The organism is Streptomyces sp. NPDC002671 (genome assembly GCF_053592475.1).
On record NZ_JBSFVU010000008.1, the window covers coordinates 322587 to 341637 of the forward strand.

Genomic DNA, 19051 nt, shown 5'->3' on the forward strand with positions numbered 1-19051 from the left:
GATCGATCATCGATCAGGGGGTTACAGTCGCCGACGGACTTCCACCGAAGTCCGCTGCCCTGTCCTGCCAAAGACCAAGGGCACCCCGAAACCCTCATAGGGAACCCCCTTCGACTGAGGAAGGCGGCGACATGACCGACCCCAACGCCATCCAGCCGAGCGCGCTCGACCAGCTCCCGGACCGCGACCCGGAGGAGACCGCCGAATGGCAGGCCTCCCTGGACGCCGTGGCCAGGCAGGCCGGGCCGCACCGTGCCGCGTACCTGATGCGCCGCACGCTGGAGCGTGCCGAGGCGGGCGGCATCGCGCTGCCGAAGCTTCTGGAGACGGACTACGTCAACACCATCCCCACCTCCGCCGAGCCGGGCCTGCCCGGTGACCCGGAGATGGAGGCCCGCATCACCGCGTGGAACCGGTGGAACGCCGCCGCGATGGTGACCCGGGGCAGCAAGTACGGCGTCGGCGGCCACATCGCCACCTTCGCCTCCGCCGCCTGGCTGTACGAGACCGGCTTCAACCACTTCTTCAAGGGCAAGGAATCCCAGGATGCCGCCGGCTCCGGCGACCAGCTGTACATCCAGGGCCACGCCTCCCCGGGCATCTACGCCCGCGCCTTCCTCGACGGCCGCCTGAACGAGGCGCACCTCGACAACTTCCGCCAGGAGGCCGGCGGCAACGGCCTGCCCTCCTACCCGCACCCGCGCCGCCTGCCCTGGCTGTGGGAGTTCCCGACGGTGTCGATGGGCCTCGGCCCGCTCTCCGCGATCTACCAGGCGCGCTTCAACCGCTACCTGACCAACCGCGGCATCAAGGACGTCTCCGCCTCGCACGTGTGGGCGTTCCTCGGCGACGGCGAGATGGACGAGCCGGAGTCGACGGCGGCCCTCGCGCTCGCCGCCCGTGAGGAGCTGGACAACCTCACCTTCGTCATCAACTGCAACCTGCAGCGCCTCGACGGCCCGGTCCGCGCAAACTTCAAGATCGTGCAGGAGCTGGAGGCCCAGTTCCGCGGCGCCGGCTGGAACGTCATCAAGACGCTGTGGGGCTCGGCCTGGGACGAGCTGTTCGCCCTCGACACCACGGGCGCGCTCGTACGCCGCCTGCGCGAGGTGCCGGACGCGCAGATCCAGACGTACCAGACCCGCGACGCCGCCTACATCCGCGCCGACTTCTTCGGCAAGGACCCGGCCCTCGCCGAGATGGCGAAGCTGCTGAGCGACGACAAGATCCTCGAGTGCTTCCACCTCTCGCGCGGCGGCCACGAGGCCCGCAAGGTCTACGCCGCGTACAAGGCCGCCGTCGAGCACAAGGGCGCGCCGACCGTGATCCTGGCCCAGACGGTCAAGGGCCACACCCTGGGCGAGGGCTTCGCGTCGAAGAACGCCAACCACCAGATGAAGAAGCTGACGGTGGACGAGTTCAAGACGATGCGCGACCTGCTCGGCCTGCCGATCAAGGACAGCGAGTTCGACGGCGGCGTGGTCCCCTACGGCCACCCGGGCGCCGACTCCCCCGAGGTCCGCTACCTCCAGGAGCGCCGCGCGGCCCTCGGCGGTCCCGCCCCGGCCCGCCGTACGCACGCGCTGGCCCCGCTGCCCGCCCCCGCCGACAAGGCCTTCGCCTCCTTCGACAAGGGCTCCGGCTCCCAGAACGTGGCCACCACCATGGCCTTCGTCCGCCTGGTCAAGGACCTGGTCCGCGACAAGGAGACGGGCAAGCGCTGGGTGCCGATCGTCCCCGACGAGGCGCGCACCTTCGGCATGGAGTCGCTCTTCCCCTCCCTCGGCATCTACTCGCCCAAGGGCCAGACGTACGAGCCGGTCGACCGCGACCAGCTGATGTACTACAAGGAGGCCAAGAACGGCCAGATCCTCAACGAGGGGATCACCGAGGCCGGTTCGATGGCCGACTTCATCGCCGCGTCGACCGCGTACGCGACGCACGGCGAGGCGATGATCCCCTTCTACATCTTCTACTCGATGTTCGGCTGGCAGCGCACCGCCGACCAGATGTGGCAGCTCGGCGACCAGCTCGGCCGCGGCTTCCTCGTCGGCGCGACCGCGGGCCGTACGACCCTGACGGGCGAGGGCCTCCAGCACGCCGATGGCCACTCGCCGGTCATCGCCGCGACCAACCCGGCCGCGCTGACGTACGACCCCGCGTTCGCCTACGAGATCGCGGTCATCGTCAAGGACGGTCTGCGCCGCATGTACGGCGAGGCGGCCCCGGGTGAGGACCCGAACGTCTTCTACTACCTGACGGTCTACAACGAGCCGCTGCCGCAGCCCGCCAAGCCGGCCGGTCTCGGCATCGACGAGGGCATCGTCAAGGGCCTGTACCGCTTCAACACGGCGGAGTCCGCGGGCGTCACCGTCCCGGCCAACGCCGCGCGCATCCAGCTGCTGGGCTCCGGTACGGCGATCCACTGGGCCCTTCAGGCGCAGCAGCTGCTGGCCGAGGAGTGGGGTGTGGCCGCCGACGTGTGGTCCGCGACCTCCTGGTCGGAGCTGCGCCGGGACGCCATGGAGGCCGACGCGGCCCTGCTGCGCGGCGAGGAGCGCGTGCCGTTCGTCCGCCAGGCCCTGCAGGGCGCCGAGGGCCCGGTCCTCGCGGTGTCCGACTACATGCGCCAGGTCCCGGACCAGATCGCGCAGTGGATCGAGCAGGACTACTCCTCGCTGGGCGCCGACGGCTTCGGCCTCTCGGACACCCGCGAGGCCGCCCGCCGCCACTTCGGCGTCGACGCTCAGTCGATCGTCGTGGCGGCCCTGGCCCAGCTCGCCAAGCGCGGCGAGGCCAAGGCCACGGCGGTGAAGGAAGCCCGCGAGAAGTACGGGCTGTAAGAGCCGGCCAGTGAGGCCCCCGCTCCGGCGGGGGCCTCACTGCATGATGGCGGTATGCGCGCAGCCCGCCTCATCAAGATGGTGCTCCTCCTCCAGTCCCGCCCCGCCATGACCGCCGCCGAACTCGCGCGGGAGCTGGAGGTGTCGGAGCGGACCGTCACGCGGGACGCGCAGGCGCTGTCGGAGGCCGGGGTGCCGGTGTACGCCGACCGGGGGCGGGCCGGGGGGTACCGGCTGGTCGGCGGGTACCGGACGCGGCTGACGGGGCTGGCGCGCAGCGAGGCGGAGGCGCTGTTCCTGAGCGGGGTGCCGGGTGCGCTCAGGGAGATGGGGCTGGAGGATGCCGCCTCCGCGGCCCGGCTGAAGGTCTCCGCCGCACTGCTGCCCTCCCTGCGGGACGCCCCGGACAGCGCCGCCCAGCGCTTCCATCTGGACGCTCCGGCCTGGTTCCGGGAGCCGGAGACGCCCGCGCTGCTGCCCGTGATCGCGGAGGCGGTGTGGGACGACCGGCGGGTGCGCGCCGCATATCGGCGCGGGGACGCGGAAGTCGAGCGGGAGTTGGAGCCGTACGGGCTCGTGCTCAAGGCGGGCGTCTGGTACCTGTGCGCGCGGGCGGCCGGAGGTGACTCCTCCCGGACCTACCGGACCTACCGGATCGACCGCTTCACCTCCGCAGACGCCCTCGCCGACCGCTTCACCCGCGACCCGGAGTTCGACCTGCCCGGCCACTGGGCGGCGCAGGCCGAGCGGTTCGCCCGGTCGATCCTGCGCGCCGAGGTCGTCGTACGGCTCTCCCCCGAGGGCGTGCGCAGGCTGCCGTACACGGTCGATCCGCCGGCCGCGCGCGAGGCGCTCAGGGCTGCGGGCGAGCCGGACGCCGAGGGATGGGTGACGCTGACCCTGCCCGTGGAGTCCGAGGAGGTGGCGCACACGCAGCTCACCGCGCTGGGGCCGGAGGCCGAGGTGCTGGCGCCGGCGGGACTGCGGGAGCGGTTCGCGGCGGATGCGGCCCGGATCGCGGAGCTGTACCACCGATAACGATCTGTCGATAACGATCCGCCGTACGAAGCCGTACTTCGCCGTACTCCACGTGCGCCCCACCCGCTCAGGCCCGATGCTTGACCCGTGATGGAAGAGTCGGAGTTCTGGGAGCTGGTGGACGGCGCCCGCGAGGCCGCCGAGGGCGACCCCGAGGAGCAGGCCGACGTGCTCGTGGAGCGGCTGCTCCAGCTGGACCCCGAGTCGGTCCTGGACTTCGCCCGTCACTTCGAGTCCCGGTACAACCGCTCCTACCGCTGGGACCTGTGGGGCGCCGCCTGGGTGCTGCTGGACGGGGCGAGCGACGACGCGTTCGACTTCTTCCGGTGCTGGCTGATCGGGCAGGGCCGGGAGATCTTCGAGGGCGCCCTGCACGAACCGGACGCGCTCGCCGACCTGCTCGGCGACTTCGACGAGGAGATCGACGGCGACGGCGAGGAGCTGGGGTACGCGGCCGACGAGGCGTACGAGCAGCTGACCGGCACCGTCGCCCCCGACCTCGGCATCGCGCCGGGGCCCGCCGAACCGGAGGGCACCCCGATCGACTTCGAGAAAGAGGCGGTCCTCGCCGAGCTCTATCCCAGACTCTGGGAGCGGTTCAAGGGCTGATTCCGCCACGGAAAACGACCTCCAGGCAACGACCTCCGGCTATGACTTCGCGGCGGGCGCGCGGCCCTGGAGCCGGGCTGCCGTCTCCCTGATCTCCGGGAGGCGGGCGGTCAGGGCGGCGCCGGGACAGGTGGTCATGTAGCCGTCGTTGTGGCCCGCCACGGCGGGCAGGATGGCGGCGGTGCCCGCCGGGAAGCGGCTCAGGCTGTTGCTGGAGAGCAGACGGGCGTAGCCGCGCGGGTCCACGTCGGCGAGGCCGAGCTTCCAGGCGGCGAGGGCGGCGATCGCGTCGGTCATGGCCTGCGGCACGGTCTCCCCTTCGGTGAAGGTGCCGAGGGCGGCGATGCCGGCGGTGCGGTGGTTGAAGCCCTGGGTGTGGGCGCCGATGACGGGCCGCTCGACGCCTCCGGCACGGCCCTCGTAGATGGTGCCGCAGCGGTCGACGAGGAAGTTGTAGCCGATGTCGTCCCACTGGCGGGCGCCGGTCTGGCCCGTGTACAGGTGGCGGATGATGCTGGGCACGTCGGCGCAGTCGTAGACGTTCGGCGAGTCGGTGTGGTGGATGAAGACGGCGACCACGCGGTCGTCGTAGCGCGGCGGCGGCTGGACCTGCCGGGTGGTGCTGTCCAGCCAGACGGAGCGGGGCACGATGTGCGGCTGGGCGGCGCGGTGGGCCACCGGCGGGGCGGCGGGGGCCCGGACCGTGTCGGCGGGGCGGTCGAGGTCGACCGCGGCAACCTCTTCGACACCGCGGGTGCACAGGGCCAGCGCGAGGACGGCGGTCAGGGCGGGCAGACAGCCGAGCACCACCAGCACGGGGCGGGGTATGCGACGGGTTCTTCGAGCAACAGGCATGGTCCCACTGTCGGGCTGTCCCGCCGTGCCCGCGATGTGCACTGTGCCACCTGGCGGAACCATCATCCGGGTTCAGGACGTTTCTGGTGATACATGCTCAACACAGATGGATACAGGCTCGCGCGACTGATCGTCGGGCCCGTCCCGCCCGTATGAGGGGGCCCGAGAGAAAGGCGGCTCCGTGGACCTGCTCGACCTGTTGCTCGTCCTGGTGATGCTCGGCTACGCGGTGTCCGGCTACCGGCGCGGGCTGGTGGCAGGCTGCGTGTCACTGGCCGGGTTCGTCGGCGGCGCGGTGGTCGGTGTGTGGGTGCTGCCGTGGGTGACGGGCCTGGTGGCGCGCGGGTCGACGGCGGCGATCGTGCTCGCGGTGCTGACGGTCCTGGTGCCGGCGGTGGTGGGGCACGAGCTGGCGGGCCGGCTGGCGCTGCGGCTGCGCGGGGAGCTGGACCAGGGCCCGCTGCGGGTGGCGGACGGGCTGGGCGGGGCGGTCGCCAACTCGGTCGCGGTGCTGATCGTGGCGTGGGTGGCGGCGAGCGTACTGGGCGCGTCCGCGTCGCCGATGCTGACGACGGCGATCCGCAACTCGACGCTGCTGGGCGCGGTGCAGCAGGCGATGCCGGAGACCACGCCCGGGTGGTTCTCGCGGGCCACGTCCGCGCTGACGGAGGCGGGGTTCCCGCAGGTCTTCAACCCGTTCGAGAACGAGTCGACGGCCCGGGTGGCCCGGCCCTCCGGCGACAGCGTCACGCCCGCCGCGACGGACGCCGCCCGGCTGAGCACGGTGAAGATCGAGGGCGCGGCCGGGAACGAGGGCCGGGAGGGCAGCGGCTTCGTCTACTCCGCGGGGCATGTGATGACCAACGCGCACGTGGTGGCGGGCATCGACCGCCCGAGCGTGCGGGTGGGCGGGGCCGGCCCGTCGTACGCGGCCCGGGTGGTGCTCTTCGACCCGGACCGGGACGTGGCGGTGCTGTATGTGCCGGGGCTGCACGCGCCGGTGCTGCGCTTCGACACGAGCGCGGTGCGCGGGGACGCGGCGGTGGTCGCGGGCTACCCGCAGGACGGGAGCCTGAACCTGCAGGCGGCGACCGTGGCGAACCGGGTGCGGGCGAGCGGCCGGAACATCTACGGCGACCGCACGGTCATCCGGGAGATCTACTCGATCCGTTCGACGGTCCGGCCGGGCAACTCGGGCGGACCGCTGCTGACCACCGACGGCCGGGTGTTCGGCGTGGTCTTCGCCCGGTCCACCTCGGACGCCGAGACGGGGTACGTGCTGACGGCGGACGAGGTGGCGGGCGACGCGTCGCTCGCGGCATCGGCGACGGTGCCGGTGGACACGGGCGAGCTGGTCAGTTCATAGCGGTCGTCAGTTCGTGCGGGTCACAGGGCACGGCCCATGAAGATGTCGTCCACGTACGTGCCCTGGAGCAGGAACTCCTCCGGCAGCACGCCCTCCACCACGAAGCCCTCGGACTCGTAGAGCCTGCGCGCCGGGGTGTTGTGCCCGAGCACGCGCAGGGTGAGGCGCCGCGCGCCGCGCCTGCGCGCCTCCTCGATCGCGGCCCGGAGCAGCATGCGGCCGACGCCCTTGCCGCGGGCGTCGTCGGCGACGGCCAGGCCCTGTATCTGGCGCACGTGCGCGTTCGAGGCGAGCCGGGTCGGGTAGCCGAGGCGGATGTAGCCGACGAGGCGCCCGTGGAGTTCGGCGACCAGGAAGTCGTCCGGGGTGTGGCGCTCGTCGAAGATCGGGCTGTACGGCGGCTGCGGTTCGGGGGACACCGCGTGCAGGGTCGACCAGGTGGCCCGGTCGAGGGCGGACAGTTCCTCGTCGTCGTCGGCCACGGCGGTGCGAATGGAAGGCTGTTCGGGCATGGCGATCACCCTATGACGGCCGTTCGGGAAACCCGCCGGGATTTACGGGGATCCGGCTCGCCGGACGGCATGCTGGGCTCATGCCACTTTCACGAATCGCGGTGGCCGGGGCGTCCGGTCTGATCGGCAGCGCGCTGGTGCGGTCCCTGACCGCGGACGGACACGAGGTGGTGCGCCTGGTCCGCCGTGCGGCGCACGGAGCGCACGAGGTCTGCTGGGACCCGGAGGGGCGGTACGTGGACGCGGCCGGGCTGGCGGGCTGCGAGGTGGTGGTCGATCTGGCCGGGGCCGGGGTGGGCGACCGGCGCTGGACGGCGGAGTACAAGCGGCGGATCCGGGACAGCCGGGTGCTGGGCACGGCGGCGCTGGCCGAGGCGGTGGCCGCGCTGCCCGAGCCGCCGCGGGTCTTCGTGAGCGGCAGCGCGATCGGCATCTACGGCGACACCGGGGACCGGGCCGTGGACGAGGACGCGCCCGCGGGCGAGGGTTTCCTGCCCTCGCTGTGCGTGGAGTGGGAGGCGGCTGCGGCACCCGCGCAGGAGGCCGGCGTGCGGACGGTGTTCGCGCGGACGGGTCTGGTGGTGGCCCGCAGCGGCGGCGCCTGGGGGCGGCTGTTCCCGCTGTTCAGGGCGGGGCTCGGGGGGCAGTTGGGCAACGGGCGGCAGTACTGGTCGTACATCGCGCTGCACGACGAGGTCGCCGCGCTCCGGTATCTGATCGACAACGAGGCGCTGTCCGGGCCGTTCAACCTGACCGCGCCCGAGCCGCTGACGAACCGCCAGATCACCGAGGCGATGGGACGGGTGCTGCACCGGCCGACGCTGTGCGCGGTGCCCGCGCCGGTGCTGCGGGTGGTGCTGGGCGAGATGGCCGGGGACGTGCTGGGCAGTCAGCGGGTGCTGCCGAAGCGGCTGTTGGACTCGGGATTCGGGTTCGCGTTTCCGGGAATCGACGACGCCATTCGCGCCGCGAGTTGAGCGTGTGACCGTATGCGACCGCCATGCGACCGTGCTCTGTCGATGCGCGACTGATTATGACCGAGCACAGGCCTAACCTCGACGCGAACTGGAGTATCGCTGGAGCCCGTTGGGGGCATGACGTCTCCACCGGCCAGCGCAACCACAGGAGGGCCTCGTGCTTGAGCCCGCGAACCAGGTGGACGTCGTCATCGTGGGAGCCGGCACCGCCGGTCTCTCGGCGGCTCACCGGCTGACCAGCGCAGGAGTCACGACCGCGGTCCTGGAGGCCGCCTCCTGCCCGGGCGGACGCATGTCGACCGAGAAGATCGACGGCTTCCGGCTCGACCGCGTCGGACAGCTGCTGTCGACGTCCCATCCCGAACTCCGCCGCACTCCGGGCCTCGGCGGCCTGGTGCTGCGCCGCTTCGCCCCCGGGGTCCTGCTGCACCGCGACGGCCACCGGCAGCACGCGGGCGCTCCGGCGGGCGGAGGGAGCGCAAGGGGCGCACTCCATGTGGTGCGCGCCCTTGCGAGCGCCCCCAGGGGTACGGCGGTCTCGCCCGGCCGGTCCGCGGCCCCGCTGGGCGGCGCGGTCGACCAGGCCCGGCTCGGCGCCGCGCTGGGGAGGATCGCCGGCACGCCCGTGGAACGCCTCCTGGCCCGCCCCGAACTGCCCGCCGCGCAGGCCCTCGCGGCCCGCGGGGTGCCCGCCCGCACGGTCGACGGCTTCCTGCGCCCGCTGCTCGCCGCCCTGTTGTGCGACCCGGGGCTGACCACGTCCAGCAGGTGCGCCGACCTCGCGCTGCGCGCCTTCGCGAGCGGCCGGCTGTGCGTGCCGGAGGGCGGCGCGGAGGCGCTGCCGGAGCTGCTGGCCCGCGCGCTGCCGCCCGGCACCGTGCACACCGGGGTGCGGGTCACCTCCGTGTCCACCACGTCGGTGACCACCGCCGAGCACGGGGAGATCCGCTGCCGGGCGGTGCTGCTGGCGACCGACGCGCGCGCCGCGGCCGAGCTGCTGCCGGGCCTGCGCGTGCCGGACTTCCACCCGGTGACCGTGGTCCACCACACCACGGACGAGCCGGCGGCGGCCTTCTCGACGGGCACCTCGCTGCTGCTGGACGCGGACCGCGGCGGGCCGGTCGCGCACACGGCGGTGCTGAGCAACGTGGACCCGAGCCGGGCGCCCGCCGGCCGGGTGCTGATCTCCTCGACCGTGCTGGGCCCGCCGCAGGACGGGATCGACACCGCGGTACGCATCCACCTCTCCCGGCTCTACGGCGTCTCGACGCGCCGCTGGGAGACGCTGGCGGTGCATCACACCCCGGAGGCCGTACCGGCGATGCGCCCCCCGCACGACCTGCGCCGCCCGGTCCGCCTGCTGGCCGGCCTGTACGTCTGCGGCGACCACCGCGACACCAGCACGGTCCAGGGCGCCCTGCACTCCGCCCACCGCGCCGCGTCGGCCATCCTGGCGGACCTGGGCGCGGCGGGCTCGATGCACACCGCGGACCCGGCCCCGACCCTGCCGAGGGCGGCATGACCCGCCCGAACCCCGCTCAGCCCAGCGCCGCCACCTTCTCCCGGTAGCCCCGGGCCGGGGCCGCGTCCTTGTACGGCTCCAGGCGGCGCTCGAAGTCCCTGACGTACTCGATCGCGCGGGCGGACCGCATCTCGGCGGCCTGCCCGGCGGCTTCCGCTGCCAGCACGCAGGCCTGGTCGAGTTCGCCGAGGCCGAGCCGGGCGGTGGCGAGGACGACCCGGCAGAACAGGCGGCTACGGGCGTAGGCCGGGGCGCGCAACTGGAGGGAGCGTTCGGCGTGCTGGGCGGCTGCACGGAACTGCTGGAGGTCGCGGTGGCAGTGGCCGAGCTCGTCGGCCAGCTGGGCCTCGTCGAAGAACGCGGCCCAGTACGGCACCTCGTCCCCGGGCCGGGCCGCCTCCAGGGCGCGCTCGGCCCGCACCAGTGCGCCGGTGCACGCCCGGACCTCGCCCAGGACGCCGTGCGCCCGCGCTTCGGAGGCGTGCAGCAGCGCCTGCACGACCGGCGGGGCGCCGGTGCCGACCCCCTGCTGGGCGACCCGCGCGAGCTGGACCGCCTCCCTGCCGTGCCCGAGGTAGACGGCCTGGCGGCTCATGGTGACCAGGACGTAGGAGCCGTAGGCCCGGTCGCCGGCCGCCTGGGCGAGCCGCAGGGCCTGGACGAAGTAGCGCTGGGCGAGACCGTGCGCGGCGATGTCGTACGACGTCCAGCCGGCGAGCCGGGTGAGGTCGGCCGCGGCGGCGAACAGGCGGCGGCCGGTCTGCTCGGCATAGCTGCCGCGCAGCATCGGCTCGCACTCGTGCTCCAGGTAGCGCACGAGGGCCTGCCGGGCGTGGCCGCCGCCGAACTGGTCGTCGAGGGTGCGGAACAGCCCGCCGACCGAGCGCAGCGCCGAGATGTCGCCGGCGCTGACCCGGTGGCCGGGGGCCCGCTCGGCGTGCGGGCGCGGCCGGGGTGCGAGCACCACTGGGGGCTGCGGCAGGGTCCTGAGGCTGCCGGTGCGGCCCTGGGCGGGCACCCGGGGTACCGGTTCGCGGGCCACCTTGTCGTCGGCCTTGCCGATCAGCCAGTCCCGGCTGGGCACGACGAGCCCCGCCGGGGTGAACGCGATCTTGCGCAGCTCGGCGTGGCTGCCGGAGTCCTTGCGCCACAGCCCGCTGACGATGTCCACGGCCTCCTCGGGGGTGGCCGCGAACTCCAGCCCGGCATACACCGGCGCACAGGCGTCGAGGCCGAGATCCTGGGCCGTGAGCCGGCGCCCGAGCCGGCGTGTGAAGACCTCGGCGATCAGGGCGGGGGTCGTGCCGCGGGGCTGCTGGCCGCGCAGCCACCGGGTGACCGAGGTCTTGTCGTATCTGAGGTCCAGCCCGTGTTCCAGGCCGAGCTGGTCGACGCGACGGGCCAGACCCGCGTTGGAGAACCCAGCTTCTGCGATGAGCGCGGCGAGCTGGCGGTTGGGGGTGCGCTGCGCGGGTCGTTCCGTCATCTGCTGTGCGGTCTCCTGCCTTCCAGGCCTCTGAGGTGCCGGGATTGCCTGTGAGCAGCCCTTTCGGCCTCACGAACGGCGCGAATGTAGCGGAGAGTGAGCAGGCGGTCGCACGCTTCGACGTGTATTCATCCGATCGTGTGAGGATTGCCCACAGGGCTGACGTACCCCGACCGGACGTACAGTGGCGTGGGCGCTTTACGTGCCTGACACACCCGTCCCCGTCGCCGGGGAAGCCGAGGGAGGCGCTTGCCGTGAGTGAGTTGCGGTTCGTCCGCATGGGGTTCGGCGCGGATGCCGTGGAGTACCAGGAGGCCTGGGACGAGCAGCGCCGGGTGCACGCGGCCCGGTTCGCCGACGAGACCCCCGACACCGTGCTGCTGCTGGAGCACCCCCCGGTGTACACGGCCGGCCGCCGCACCGCGGACAACGAGCGCCCGCTGGACGGCACCCCGGTCGTCGACGTGGACCGCGGCGGCAAGATCACCTGGCACGGCCCCGGCCAGCTGGTGGGCTACCCGATCCAGAAGCTGCCCCGCCCGGTGGACGTCGTCGCGCACGTGCGGCGCCTGGAGGAGGCACTGATCCGCACCTGTGCCGAGTTCGGCCTGGAGACCACCCGGGTCGAGGGCCGCAGCGGCGTCTGGGTGCTCGGCGACCCTCTCGAACAGCGCCCCGGGCTCGGCGGACTCTCCCTCGACTTCGACCCGCGGCTCACCGACGAGGAGTTCGACCCCCGGCTGAACGGCCCCGAGTACGCCCCCTCCAACGCCGGCCAGCGGCGCGAGGACCGCAAGATCGCCGCGATCGGCATCCGGGTCGCCAAGGGCGTCACCATGCACGGCTTCGCCCTCAACGTGAACCCGGACAACGTCTGGTTCGACCGGATCATCCCGTGCGGCATCCGCGACGCCGGCGTCACCTCGCTGGCCAACGAGCTGGGCCGGGACATCACGATCGAGGAGGTCCTGCCGACGGCCGAGCGCCACCTCAGGGACATCCTGGAGAACGCGGACCTGAAGCCGCGGGTGATCGAGAAGGCGACCACCTGATCCAGGAATGCGCCCTGCGGCCGTGTGGTTGGCCTCACGAGTAGGGCTCAATTAACACGGGCGTACGCTGGTGTACGCCGAAGAATCGAAGATTACTCAAGCAATCAGCAGGGAGCCGGTCGTGTCCGCAGTCGCACCCGACGGACGCAAGATGCTGCGCCTGGAGGTCCGCAACAGCCAGACCCCCATCGAGCGCAAGCCCGAGTGGATCAAGACCCGGGCGAAAATGGGTCCCGAGTACACGGAGATGCAGAAGCTCGTGAAGAGCGAGGGTCTGCACACGGTCTGCCAGGAAGCCGGCTGTCCGAACATCTACGAGTGCTGGGAGGACCGCGAGGCGACCTTCCTCATCGGCGGTGACCAGTGCACCCGGCGCTGTGACTTCTGCCAGATCGACACCGGCAAGCCCGAGGCGCTCGACCGTGACGAGCCGCGCCGTGTCGGCGAGTCCGTGGTCACCATGGACCTGAACTACGCCACCATCACCGGCGTCGCCCGCGACGACCTGGAGGACGGCGGCGCCTGGCTGTACGCCGAGACCGTGCGCCAGATCCACCAGCAGACGGCGGAGCGGGAGGGCGGCCGTACCAAGGTCGAGCTGCTGGCCCCCGACTTCAACGCGGTCCCGGAGCAGCTTGCGGAGGTCTTCGCCTCCCGCCCCGAGGTCTTCGCGCACAACGTGGAGACCGTGCCCCGGATCTTCAAGCGCATCCGCCCCGGCTTCCGCTACGAGCGCTCCCTGAAGGTCATCACCGAGGCCCGCGACTTCGGCCTGGTCACCAAGTCCAACCTGATCCTCGGCATGGGCGAGACCCGCGAGGAGGTCAGCGAGGCGCTGAAGCAGCTGCACGACGCGGGCTGCGAGCTGGTCACCATCACCCAGTACCTGCGCCCGTCCGTGCGCCACCACCCGGTGGAGCGCTGGGTGAAGCCGCAGGAGTTCGTGGAGCTGAAGGAGGAGGCCGAGCAGATCGGCTTCTCCGGTGTGATGTCGGGCCCCCTGGTCCGCTCCTCGTACCGGGCCGGCCGCCTCTACCAGATGGCGATCGAGAAGCGGGGCACGTACGTCGCCACGCAGGCTGTGTGAATTCGCGCACAAGTGATTACCGGCCAGTAATGGCCGAGTTGACGCGGTCCTGACCGTCCTCGCTGATGAGGGCGTACGTCAGGGCCGCGTCAGTGTTTCAAGGCTCTGCCAAGGCTCGGCGTCAAGGTTTCATTGGTGTTTGACCGGTCGGACACGCCCTGGTAACACCAATCAGTGACCCTGACATCACAGGACGTACACCCGACCGAGGGGGGACCTCGATCATGCAGGCCGCGCACGTTCGCGCCACCGCCATCCCGTCCTTCACCGACGCGCTCCGCGCCGTCGAGTCGCTGCTCATGAGCGGCGGTCAGCGCACCGCCCGCCGCAACGCCTGGACCTCCGTCCTGGAGGACCGCCGCCGCGCGAAGGACCGGGTCGAGGCGCAGCGCGTCCTTGACCAGGCCGCCGCCCGCTCCTGATCCCGCCCGCTCCCGACCCCGTAGGCCAGGGCACTCGCGGGCACTGGCGTCGTCGGCACTCCCGAGGCCACGTAGACTTCGTGGCATGGCGAGGAAGGAACCCGCGGCGGACGCCGCGAACGCAGGGCGACTGAAGCAGATCGCCCTCACGTACAAGATGACCCGCAAGGCCGACAAGACGATCGGTCTTGTACTCGCGGCCGTCGGCATCGGCACGCTCGGTGTCTTCCTCGCGATCGGATTCCTGATCGGTCACCCGGTCTATCTGGGCATCTTCGGCCTGCTGGTCGCCCTGCTGACGACGGCGATCGTGTTCGGCCGCCGTGCCGAGCGGGCCGCCTTCGGCCAGATGGAGGGCCAGCCGGGCGCCGCCGCGGCCGTGCTGGACAACATCGGCCGGGGCTGGACGACGACGCCGGCGGTGGCGATGAACCGCAGCCAGGACGTGGTGCACCGCGCGGTCGGCAAGGCCGGCATCGTGCTGGTCGCCGAGGGCAACCCGAACCGGGTGAAGAGCCTGCTGGCCGCCGAGAAGAAGAAGATGAACCGCATCGTGGCGGACGTGCCGGTGCACGACGTGATCGTGGGCGACGGCGAGGGCATGGTCGAGCTGAAGAAGCTGCGCACGACCCTGCTGAAGTACCCGCGCGTGCTGACCGGCCCCCAGGTGACGGCCACCAACGACCGGCTGCGCGCCCTGGGTGACCTGATGAGCAACATGCCGCTGCCCAAGGGGCCCATGCCCAAGGGCATGCGGATGCCGAAGGGCCGCTGAGGCGTCACCGACGTCGAAACGGACGTCGGAACCGATTTCAGAGACGGCGGAACTGGGGGCCGTAGTGGCCCGGGGCGTCGGGGATCTTGATCTCCATCAGCTCCACGGCAGGGGCCTCCAGTCCGCGCATGGCGTGGATCGCCGCGCCCAGTGAGCGCCCGCCGCCGTCGCCCCAGGCCGCGTCGAGCGCGTCCAGCACGGCGTTGTACGTGCTGTCGAACTGGTCCAGCAGCCGCTGGACCCGCGCCGGCGGGTGGAGCCAGCCGCCGGCCGGAACCCGGGCCATGGGGCGCGCGGCAGGGAAGGGCACGGCCGGGCCGGTGAAGCGCCAGCCGCCGCCGCCCTCGCGCAGCCGCCGCCCGTGGTAGATCTCGCCGAAGGCGTAGTAGTGCGCCGGGTGGTCGTCCTTGAAGGCATCGTCCGGGGAGCTGCCGGTGCCCTCGCCCTGCTCCTTGATGATCTCCAGTGAGCGCTCGACGTCGTCGAGGCTCTGGACCGGCTGCAGTACGTCAGAGCCGATCTGGCTGGACAGCTGACCCCGCGTCGACAGTTCTGGCGCCACGGTCCTGAACGCCCGCAGCAGGTGGCCGTAGAAGTCGCCGATGCTGGGCGCGTCGCGCCTCGCGTCCGCCTCGCGGGTGAGCGGGATGTCGGGGGCCTCGATGGCCATCATCACGTCGTGCACGAAGGACCTGGTGAGGCCCGACAGGTACACGTTCACCCCGCGGTGCACACCGCCGGGCAGCGGTCCGGGATAGGCGAGGGCCGCGTCCTTGATCCGCGGCCGGCCGCCCACGGCCACGAGCAGGTTGCAGACGACACCCAGGTGGTACATCTCGTCGAGGACGACGCGCCGGATCAGCCGCGCGGCTTCGCAGCCGCCGTCCTTGACCGACCACAGGGCGCACAAGTACGGCGGGATGGTGGACAGTTCGAGCGCCACGGCGACCTGCAGGGCCTTCCTGAGCCAGTCGACTCCCCGGTGGTTCTCGAGTACGGCCAGCAGGTGTGCCACGGAATGGCAGCCGGGCGGGTCGGGCGGTCCGCCGGCCGGCAGCGCGGCGGCCTGCGCGGGCTCGGCGGCGGCCACCGGCGCGGTGGCCGCCAGGGCGGCCGACGCCAGGAAGTTCCTGCGTCTGAACGGGGCGGGTGCCAGGCCGTCCGAACCGTCCGCCGCTGCCCTCGTACCGGTCACCGCCGCCTCCGCTCCCAGTCTTGTCCCCGCCCCGGTCCGAGGCGTCCGGGACCCTTCGACAGCGGGCGAAACTAGCAGCCGGGGCCGCCGTTCCCGGGGTGCACAGGCCGGGGGCTGGATGACACGCCGCCGAATGGAGCATCCGGCTGGCCATCGGCTCATGCACTCCTAGCCTTCATAGTGTGACAAAACGCCATATCACATACCTCACATGCATCACGGCGCTCCTCAGCGTGGCCTGCGGCACCACCGCGGCCTCGGCCGCCCACCGGACCCATGTGGTGCATCCGGGTCAGTCGATCCAGCAGGCGGTGAACGCCGCCGAGCCCGGCGACACGGTGCTCGTGCTGGGCGGCACGTACCACGAGAGCGTCACGGTGAAGACGCCGGGAGTGACCCTGCGGGGCGTGGGCCCCCGTACGGTGATCATGCCGACGGCCGCCCAGACGACCGCGGCGGCCACGGCAACCGCGACCGCAACCGCGAAGACCACGGCGACCGCGACCGCGACCGCGAAGGCCACGCAAAGCGCCGCGAAGGCCGCCGTCAGCTGTCCCGATGGCGGCAACGGCATCTGTGTCGTCGGGACGAAGGGCACGACCCTCAAGGACGTCACCGTCACCGACCTGACCCTGACGGGCTTCCCCCGGATCGGCCTGTGGTCCATGGGGACCGACCATCTGACCGTGAGGCGGGTCGTCGCCGACAAGAACGGGCAGTGGGGCATCGCCCAGGAGCACTCCACGCGCGCCGTGCTCCGGCAGAACGTCGCCCGGAACAACGGTGACGCGGGCCTGTTCCTCGCCAACGACGTGAAGGCCGAGCAAGGTGCCATGGACACCCAGGGCACGGTGGTCGACCGGAACTACCTGGAGGGCAACCGGGTCGGCATCACCGTCCGCCGGCTGCGCAACGTCACCGTCACGGGCAACACCATGACCGGCAACTGCTCGGGCGTGTTCATCGTCGGCGACGAGAACAAGCCGAAGACGTCCGCCGTGACCGTCACCGAGAACCATGTCGACCAGAACAACAAGTACTGCAAGAAGACCGCCCGGCTGCCCTTCCTGCAGGGCTCCGGCATCGTCCTGACCGGCGTCGAAGACACCCTGGTGACACGGAACGTGGTCAACGGGAACTCCGGCACCTCCCCGCTCTCGGGCGGCATCGTCCTGTTCAAGAGCATGGTGGGCGTCACGAGCGAGCGGAACCGGATCACCGGCAACTCGCTGGCGGCCAACACCCCGGCGGACCTCGTCAACCAGGAGGCCACCAAGAGCGCCAACACCTTCCAGGGCAACTCCTGCCGGGCTTCCAAGCCCGCGGGTCTGTGCTGACCGGACGGCCGTAACCCACCCACGCAAGGAAAGAAGGCGGCACATGACCGCGCCAACTGCCCCTCCGCCGTCGATGCGGCTGAGAGAGCTCGTGTTCGGGGCGGCCTGTGCCGCCGCCGTCCGTACGGCCGCCCGGCTGGGCGTCGCCGACGCACTCGGGGACGCCCCCATGACCGTGGAGTACCTCGCCGGCGCGGTGAAGACCGAGCCGAAGCCGCTGCGCCGGCTGCTGCGCGCTCTGTCCTGCTACGGCGTCTTCGCCGAGCGGCCTGACGGAACGTTCACTCACACCGACATGTCCCGGCTGCTGCGCGAGGACGACCCGAACAGCCTGCGCTACATCTCCCTGTGGTGCACCGAGCCCTGGACCTGGGACGCCTGGCCGAAGCTGGACGAGGCGGTGCGCACCGGGAAGAACGTCGTCGAGGACCTCTACGGCAAGGAGTTCTTCGTCTACCTGAACGAGGACGCCCCGGAGTCGGCCGACGTCTTCAACCGCGCGATGACGACGTCCAGCGAGCAGTCGGCGCGCGAGGTCGCCGCGCTCCTGGACCTGTCCGGCAGCAGGTCCGTCGCTGACCTCGGCGGCGGGCAGGGGCACGTGGTGGCGAGCCTGCTGGACAAGTACCCGGCGATGCAGGGCTATCTGCTGGATCTGCCGCGGGTCGTGGAGAACGCGGTGCCCCGGCTGCGCACGGGCGGCGATCTCGCGGACCGGGCGCACATCGTCCCCGGCGACGTCCGCGTGTCCGTCCCGGTCAAGGCCGACGTCTACATCATCAAGAACATCCTGGAGTGGGACGACCAGTCCACCGCCCGGCTGCTGCGCAACGTCGTCGAGGCGGGCGGTCCCGGCACTCGGGTCGTGGTCATCGAGAACCTCGTCGACGACACCCCGTCGATGCGCTTCAGCACCGCCATGGACCTGCTGCTCCTGCTGAACGTCGGCGGGGCCAAGCACACCACCGACAGCATGATGGCGCGGCTGACGGACGCGGGCCTGACCGTCGGCGGCATCCAGCAGGTCAACCCCTATCTGCACGCGTTCGACTGCACGGTTCCACAGTGAGCCGGCTCCCTCCGGAACACACCGGTGCCGGGCTCGCGTCGGACGCGGGCCCGGCACCGGTGTGTTCCGGCCTCAGGCGCCGGCGTCGCGCTCCCACAGGTAGAAGCGCTGGGCCATCGCGTCCTTCGGGGACCGCCAGGTCTCCGGGTCGTACGCGCTGACGTAGGCCGAGAGGCGGTCGCTGACGTCCTTGAACTCGGGGTGCGAGGTGACCTTGGCGATGGCCGGTCCGGGCTCGCGCTCGGACTCGATGAGGTGCATGTACACATCGCCGAACTGGAAGAGGCTGCGCCGGACGATTCCGACGAGGTGGGGCAGCTCTCCCCGGTCGGAGTCCGCGAACACCTTGGCGATGTCGGGGGCGGAGCCCGGGGCCATGCGGGCGACGATCAGAGCCTGGTGCACGTCTGTCTCCTCCGTCCGGCTCAGTCGGCCAGGACCGAGGCGGGCCGCTGACCGGCCGCCGCCCGCTCGATCTTGTCCCGGATCAGGTCCATCTGGATCTTGGAGTTCTTGTTGATGTTGTCGGTCATCCAGGCGTCGTCGACGGGTGCTTCCGGCTTCATCTCGAAGTCTTGCGTCCAGACCATCCGGGTGCCGGCCGGTACCTCCTCGTACTGCCAGCGGATGTTCATGTAGGCGAAGGGGCCCGTCTCCACGCGGCGGGCCTTGACGGCGAGGTGGGCGCGGTCCGTCTCCCGCTCCGAGACCCAGCTCCACACCTTGCCGTTGTCGTCGGGGTGCATGGTGAGCCGGAAGGTGGTCTTGTTCCCCTCCACGGCGAGGATCTCGGCGGTGGCGTACTCGGTGAACAGCTGCGGCCAGTTCGCCACGTCGTTGGTCATGTCCCAGACCAGGTCGACGGGCGCGGCGATGGTGATCTCGTTCTGGGTGTGTCCGGACATG

The 19051-nt window shown here is 71.7% G+C and carries 18 protein-coding genes; 12 read left to right on the forward strand and 6 right to left on the reverse strand.

The genetic code is table 11. The features are described from left to right. The first annotated feature begins 131 nt into the window (after positions 1 to 131). The 3 genes from aceE (at position 132) to ACWD35_RS15395 (ending at position 4490) form a co-directional block, all read left to right on the forward strand. Positions 132 to 2843 carry a pyruvate dehydrogenase (acetyl-transferring), homodimeric type gene (aceE, locus tag ACWD35_RS15385; RefSeq protein WP_451351702.1) on the forward strand — a complete coding sequence of 904 codons (2712 nt, stop codon included), beginning with the start codon at positions 132 to 134 and terminating at the stop codon, positions 2841 to 2843. A 54-nt stretch (positions 2844 to 2897) separates the two neighbouring features. Then, complete coding sequence (locus tag ACWD35_RS15390) at positions 2898 to 3881, forward strand: helix-turn-helix transcriptional regulator (RefSeq protein ID WP_451351703.1); 984 nt, start codon at positions 2898 to 2900, stop codon at positions 3879 to 3881. A gap of 90 nt (positions 3882 to 3971) precedes the next feature. Further along, the gene (locus ACWD35_RS15395; protein ID WP_451351744.1) at positions 3972 to 4490 is read left to right on the forward strand and encodes a DUF4240 domain-containing protein; all 519 of its coding nucleotides are present in this window, start codon (positions 3972 to 3974) and stop codon (positions 4488 to 4490) included. Between the two features lie 39 nt (positions 4491 to 4529). Here ACWD35_RS15395 and ACWD35_RS15400 read toward each other — a convergent pair whose 3' ends face one another. Then, positions 4530 to 5345 carry a peptidoglycan recognition protein family protein gene (locus ACWD35_RS15400; protein WP_451351704.1) on the reverse strand — a complete coding sequence of 272 codons (816 nt, stop codon included), beginning with the start codon at positions 5343 to 5345 and terminating at the stop codon, positions 4530 to 4532. A 181-nt stretch (positions 5346 to 5526) separates the two neighbouring features. On the opposite strand from ACWD35_RS15400, the gene ACWD35_RS15405 reads away from it, so the two are divergent. Beyond that, on the forward strand, positions 5527 to 6711 hold the full coding sequence (locus ACWD35_RS15405) for a MarP family serine protease (protein WP_451351705.1): 1185 nt from the start codon (positions 5527 to 5529) through the stop codon (positions 6709 to 6711). 20 nt (positions 6712 to 6731) lie between these two features. On the opposite strand, the gene ACWD35_RS15410 is transcribed toward ACWD35_RS15405, so the two are convergent. Further along, the gene (locus ACWD35_RS15410) at positions 6732 to 7223 is read right to left on the reverse strand and encodes an N-acetyltransferase family protein (RefSeq protein ID WP_451351706.1); all 492 of its coding nucleotides are present in this window, start codon (positions 7221 to 7223) and stop codon (positions 6732 to 6734) included. A gap of 80 nt (positions 7224 to 7303) precedes the next feature. Here ACWD35_RS15410 and ACWD35_RS15415 point away from each other — a divergent pair, with 80 nt between their 5' ends. Together ACWD35_RS15415 and ACWD35_RS15420 are read left to right on the forward strand one after the other, a co-directional pair. Continuing rightward, positions 7304 to 8200: a TIGR01777 family oxidoreductase gene (locus ACWD35_RS15415; protein WP_451351707.1), complete on the forward strand. Its 897-nt coding sequence runs from the start codon at positions 7304 to 7306 to the stop codon at positions 8198 to 8200. Between the two features lie 157 nt (positions 8201 to 8357). Further along, on the forward strand, positions 8358 to 9722 hold the full coding sequence (locus ACWD35_RS15420; RefSeq protein WP_451351708.1) for an NAD(P)/FAD-dependent oxidoreductase: 1365 nt from the start codon (positions 8358 to 8360) through the stop codon (positions 9720 to 9722). 16 nt (positions 9723 to 9738) lie between these two features. Here the strand turns inward: ACWD35_RS15420 and ACWD35_RS15425 are convergent, their stop codons facing one another. Further along, positions 9739 to 11208, reverse strand: a complete 1470-nt coding sequence (locus tag ACWD35_RS15425) for a regulator (protein ID WP_451351709.1) — start codon at positions 11206 to 11208, stop codon at positions 9739 to 9741. A gap of 254 nt (positions 11209 to 11462) precedes the next feature. Between ACWD35_RS15425 and lipB the strand changes: the two genes are divergently transcribed. The 4 genes from lipB to ACWD35_RS15445 all read left to right on the forward strand — a co-directional run bounded on the left by lipB (position 11463) and on the right by ACWD35_RS15445 (position 14544). After that, positions 11463 to 12260, forward strand: a complete 798-nt coding sequence (gene lipB, locus ACWD35_RS15430) for a lipoyl(octanoyl) transferase LipB (protein ID WP_451351710.1) — start codon at positions 11463 to 11465, stop codon at positions 12258 to 12260. A 121-nt stretch (positions 12261 to 12381) separates the two neighbouring features. Then, positions 12382 to 13347 (forward strand): lipoyl synthase, encoded by a 966-nt coding sequence (gene lipA / locus ACWD35_RS15435; RefSeq protein WP_451351711.1) that lies wholly within the window; start codon positions 12382 to 12384, stop codon positions 13345 to 13347. Between the two features lie 224 nt (positions 13348 to 13571). Beyond that, positions 13572 to 13769 (forward strand): SCO2195 family GlnR-regulated protein, encoded by a 198-nt coding sequence (locus ACWD35_RS15440; protein WP_451351712.1) that lies wholly within the window; start codon positions 13572 to 13574, stop codon positions 13767 to 13769. Positions 13770 to 13854: 85 nt separating this feature from the next. Beyond that, the gene (locus ACWD35_RS15445) at positions 13855 to 14544 is read left to right on the forward strand and encodes a DUF4191 domain-containing protein (protein ID WP_451351713.1); all 690 of its coding nucleotides are present in this window, start codon (positions 13855 to 13857) and stop codon (positions 14542 to 14544) included. A 37-nt stretch (positions 14545 to 14581) separates the two neighbouring features. Here the strand turns inward: ACWD35_RS15445 and ACWD35_RS15450 are convergent, their stop codons facing one another. After that, complete coding sequence (locus tag ACWD35_RS15450) at positions 14582 to 15739, reverse strand: ferritin-like domain-containing protein (RefSeq protein ID WP_451351714.1); 1158 nt, start codon at positions 15737 to 15739, stop codon at positions 14582 to 14584. Between the two features lie 182 nt (positions 15740 to 15921). Here ACWD35_RS15450 and ACWD35_RS15455 point away from each other — a divergent pair, with 182 nt between their 5' ends. Further along, positions 15922 to 17076 carry a right-handed parallel beta-helix repeat-containing protein gene (locus ACWD35_RS15455; protein WP_451351715.1) on the forward strand — a complete coding sequence of 385 codons (1155 nt, stop codon included), beginning with the start codon at positions 15922 to 15924 and terminating at the stop codon, positions 17074 to 17076. Between the two features lie 73 nt (positions 17077 to 17149). Further along, a complete protein-coding gene (locus tag ACWD35_RS15460; protein WP_451351745.1) occupies positions 17150 to 18145 on the forward strand; it encodes a methyltransferase in 996 nt (331 codons plus the stop codon). A gap of 72 nt (positions 18146 to 18217) precedes the next feature. Here the strand turns inward: ACWD35_RS15460 and ACWD35_RS15465 are convergent, their stop codons facing one another. Both ACWD35_RS15465 and ACWD35_RS15470 read right to left on the reverse strand, forming a co-directional pair. Beyond that, positions 18218 to 18550 carry a TcmI family type II polyketide cyclase gene (locus tag ACWD35_RS15465; RefSeq protein WP_451351716.1) on the reverse strand — a complete coding sequence of 111 codons (333 nt, stop codon included), beginning with the start codon at positions 18548 to 18550 and terminating at the stop codon, positions 18218 to 18220. A gap of 20 nt (positions 18551 to 18570) precedes the next feature. Then, positions 18571 to 19050: an SRPBCC family protein gene (locus tag ACWD35_RS15470; RefSeq protein ID WP_451351717.1), complete on the reverse strand. Its 480-nt coding sequence runs from the start codon at positions 19048 to 19050 to the stop codon at positions 18571 to 18573. Between the last annotated feature and the right edge of the window lies 1 nt (position 19051).

Coding starts and splice junctions, on each gene's coding strand:
- aceE (WP_451351702.1), top strand. CDS start 132: ATGACCGACCCCAACGCCATCCAGCCGAGCGCGCTCGACCAGCTCCCG.
- ACWD35_RS15390 (WP_451351703.1), top strand. CDS start 2,898: ATGCGCGCAGCCCGCCTCATCAAGATGGTGCTCCTCCTCCAGTCCCGC.
- ACWD35_RS15395 (WP_451351744.1), top strand. CDS start 3,972: ATGGAAGAGTCGGAGTTCTGGGAGCTGGTGGACGGCGCCCGCGAGGCC.
- ACWD35_RS15400 (WP_451351704.1), bottom strand. CDS start 5,345: ATGCCTGTTGCTCGAAGAACCCGTCGCATACCCCGCCCCGTGCTGGTG.
- ACWD35_RS15410 (WP_451351706.1), bottom strand. CDS start 7,223: ATGCCCGAACAGCCTTCCATTCGCACCGCCGTGGCCGACGACGACGAG.
- ACWD35_RS15415 (WP_451351707.1), top strand. CDS start 7,304: ATGCCACTTTCACGAATCGCGGTGGCCGGGGCGTCCGGTCTGATCGGC.
- ACWD35_RS15425 (WP_451351709.1), bottom strand. CDS start 11,208: ATGACGGAACGACCCGCGCAGCGCACCCCCAACCGCCAGCTCGCCGCG.
- ACWD35_RS15440 (WP_451351712.1), top strand. CDS start 13,572: ATGCAGGCCGCGCACGTTCGCGCCACCGCCATCCCGTCCTTCACCGAC.
- ACWD35_RS15445 (WP_451351713.1), top strand. CDS start 13,855: ATGGCGAGGAAGGAACCCGCGGCGGACGCCGCGAACGCAGGGCGACTG.
- ACWD35_RS15460 (WP_451351745.1), top strand. CDS start 17,150: ATGCGGCTGAGAGAGCTCGTGTTCGGGGCGGCCTGTGCCGCCGCCGTC.
- ACWD35_RS15470 (WP_451351717.1), bottom strand. CDS start 19,050: ATGTCCGGACACACCCAGAACGAGATCACCATCGCCGCGCCCGTCGAC.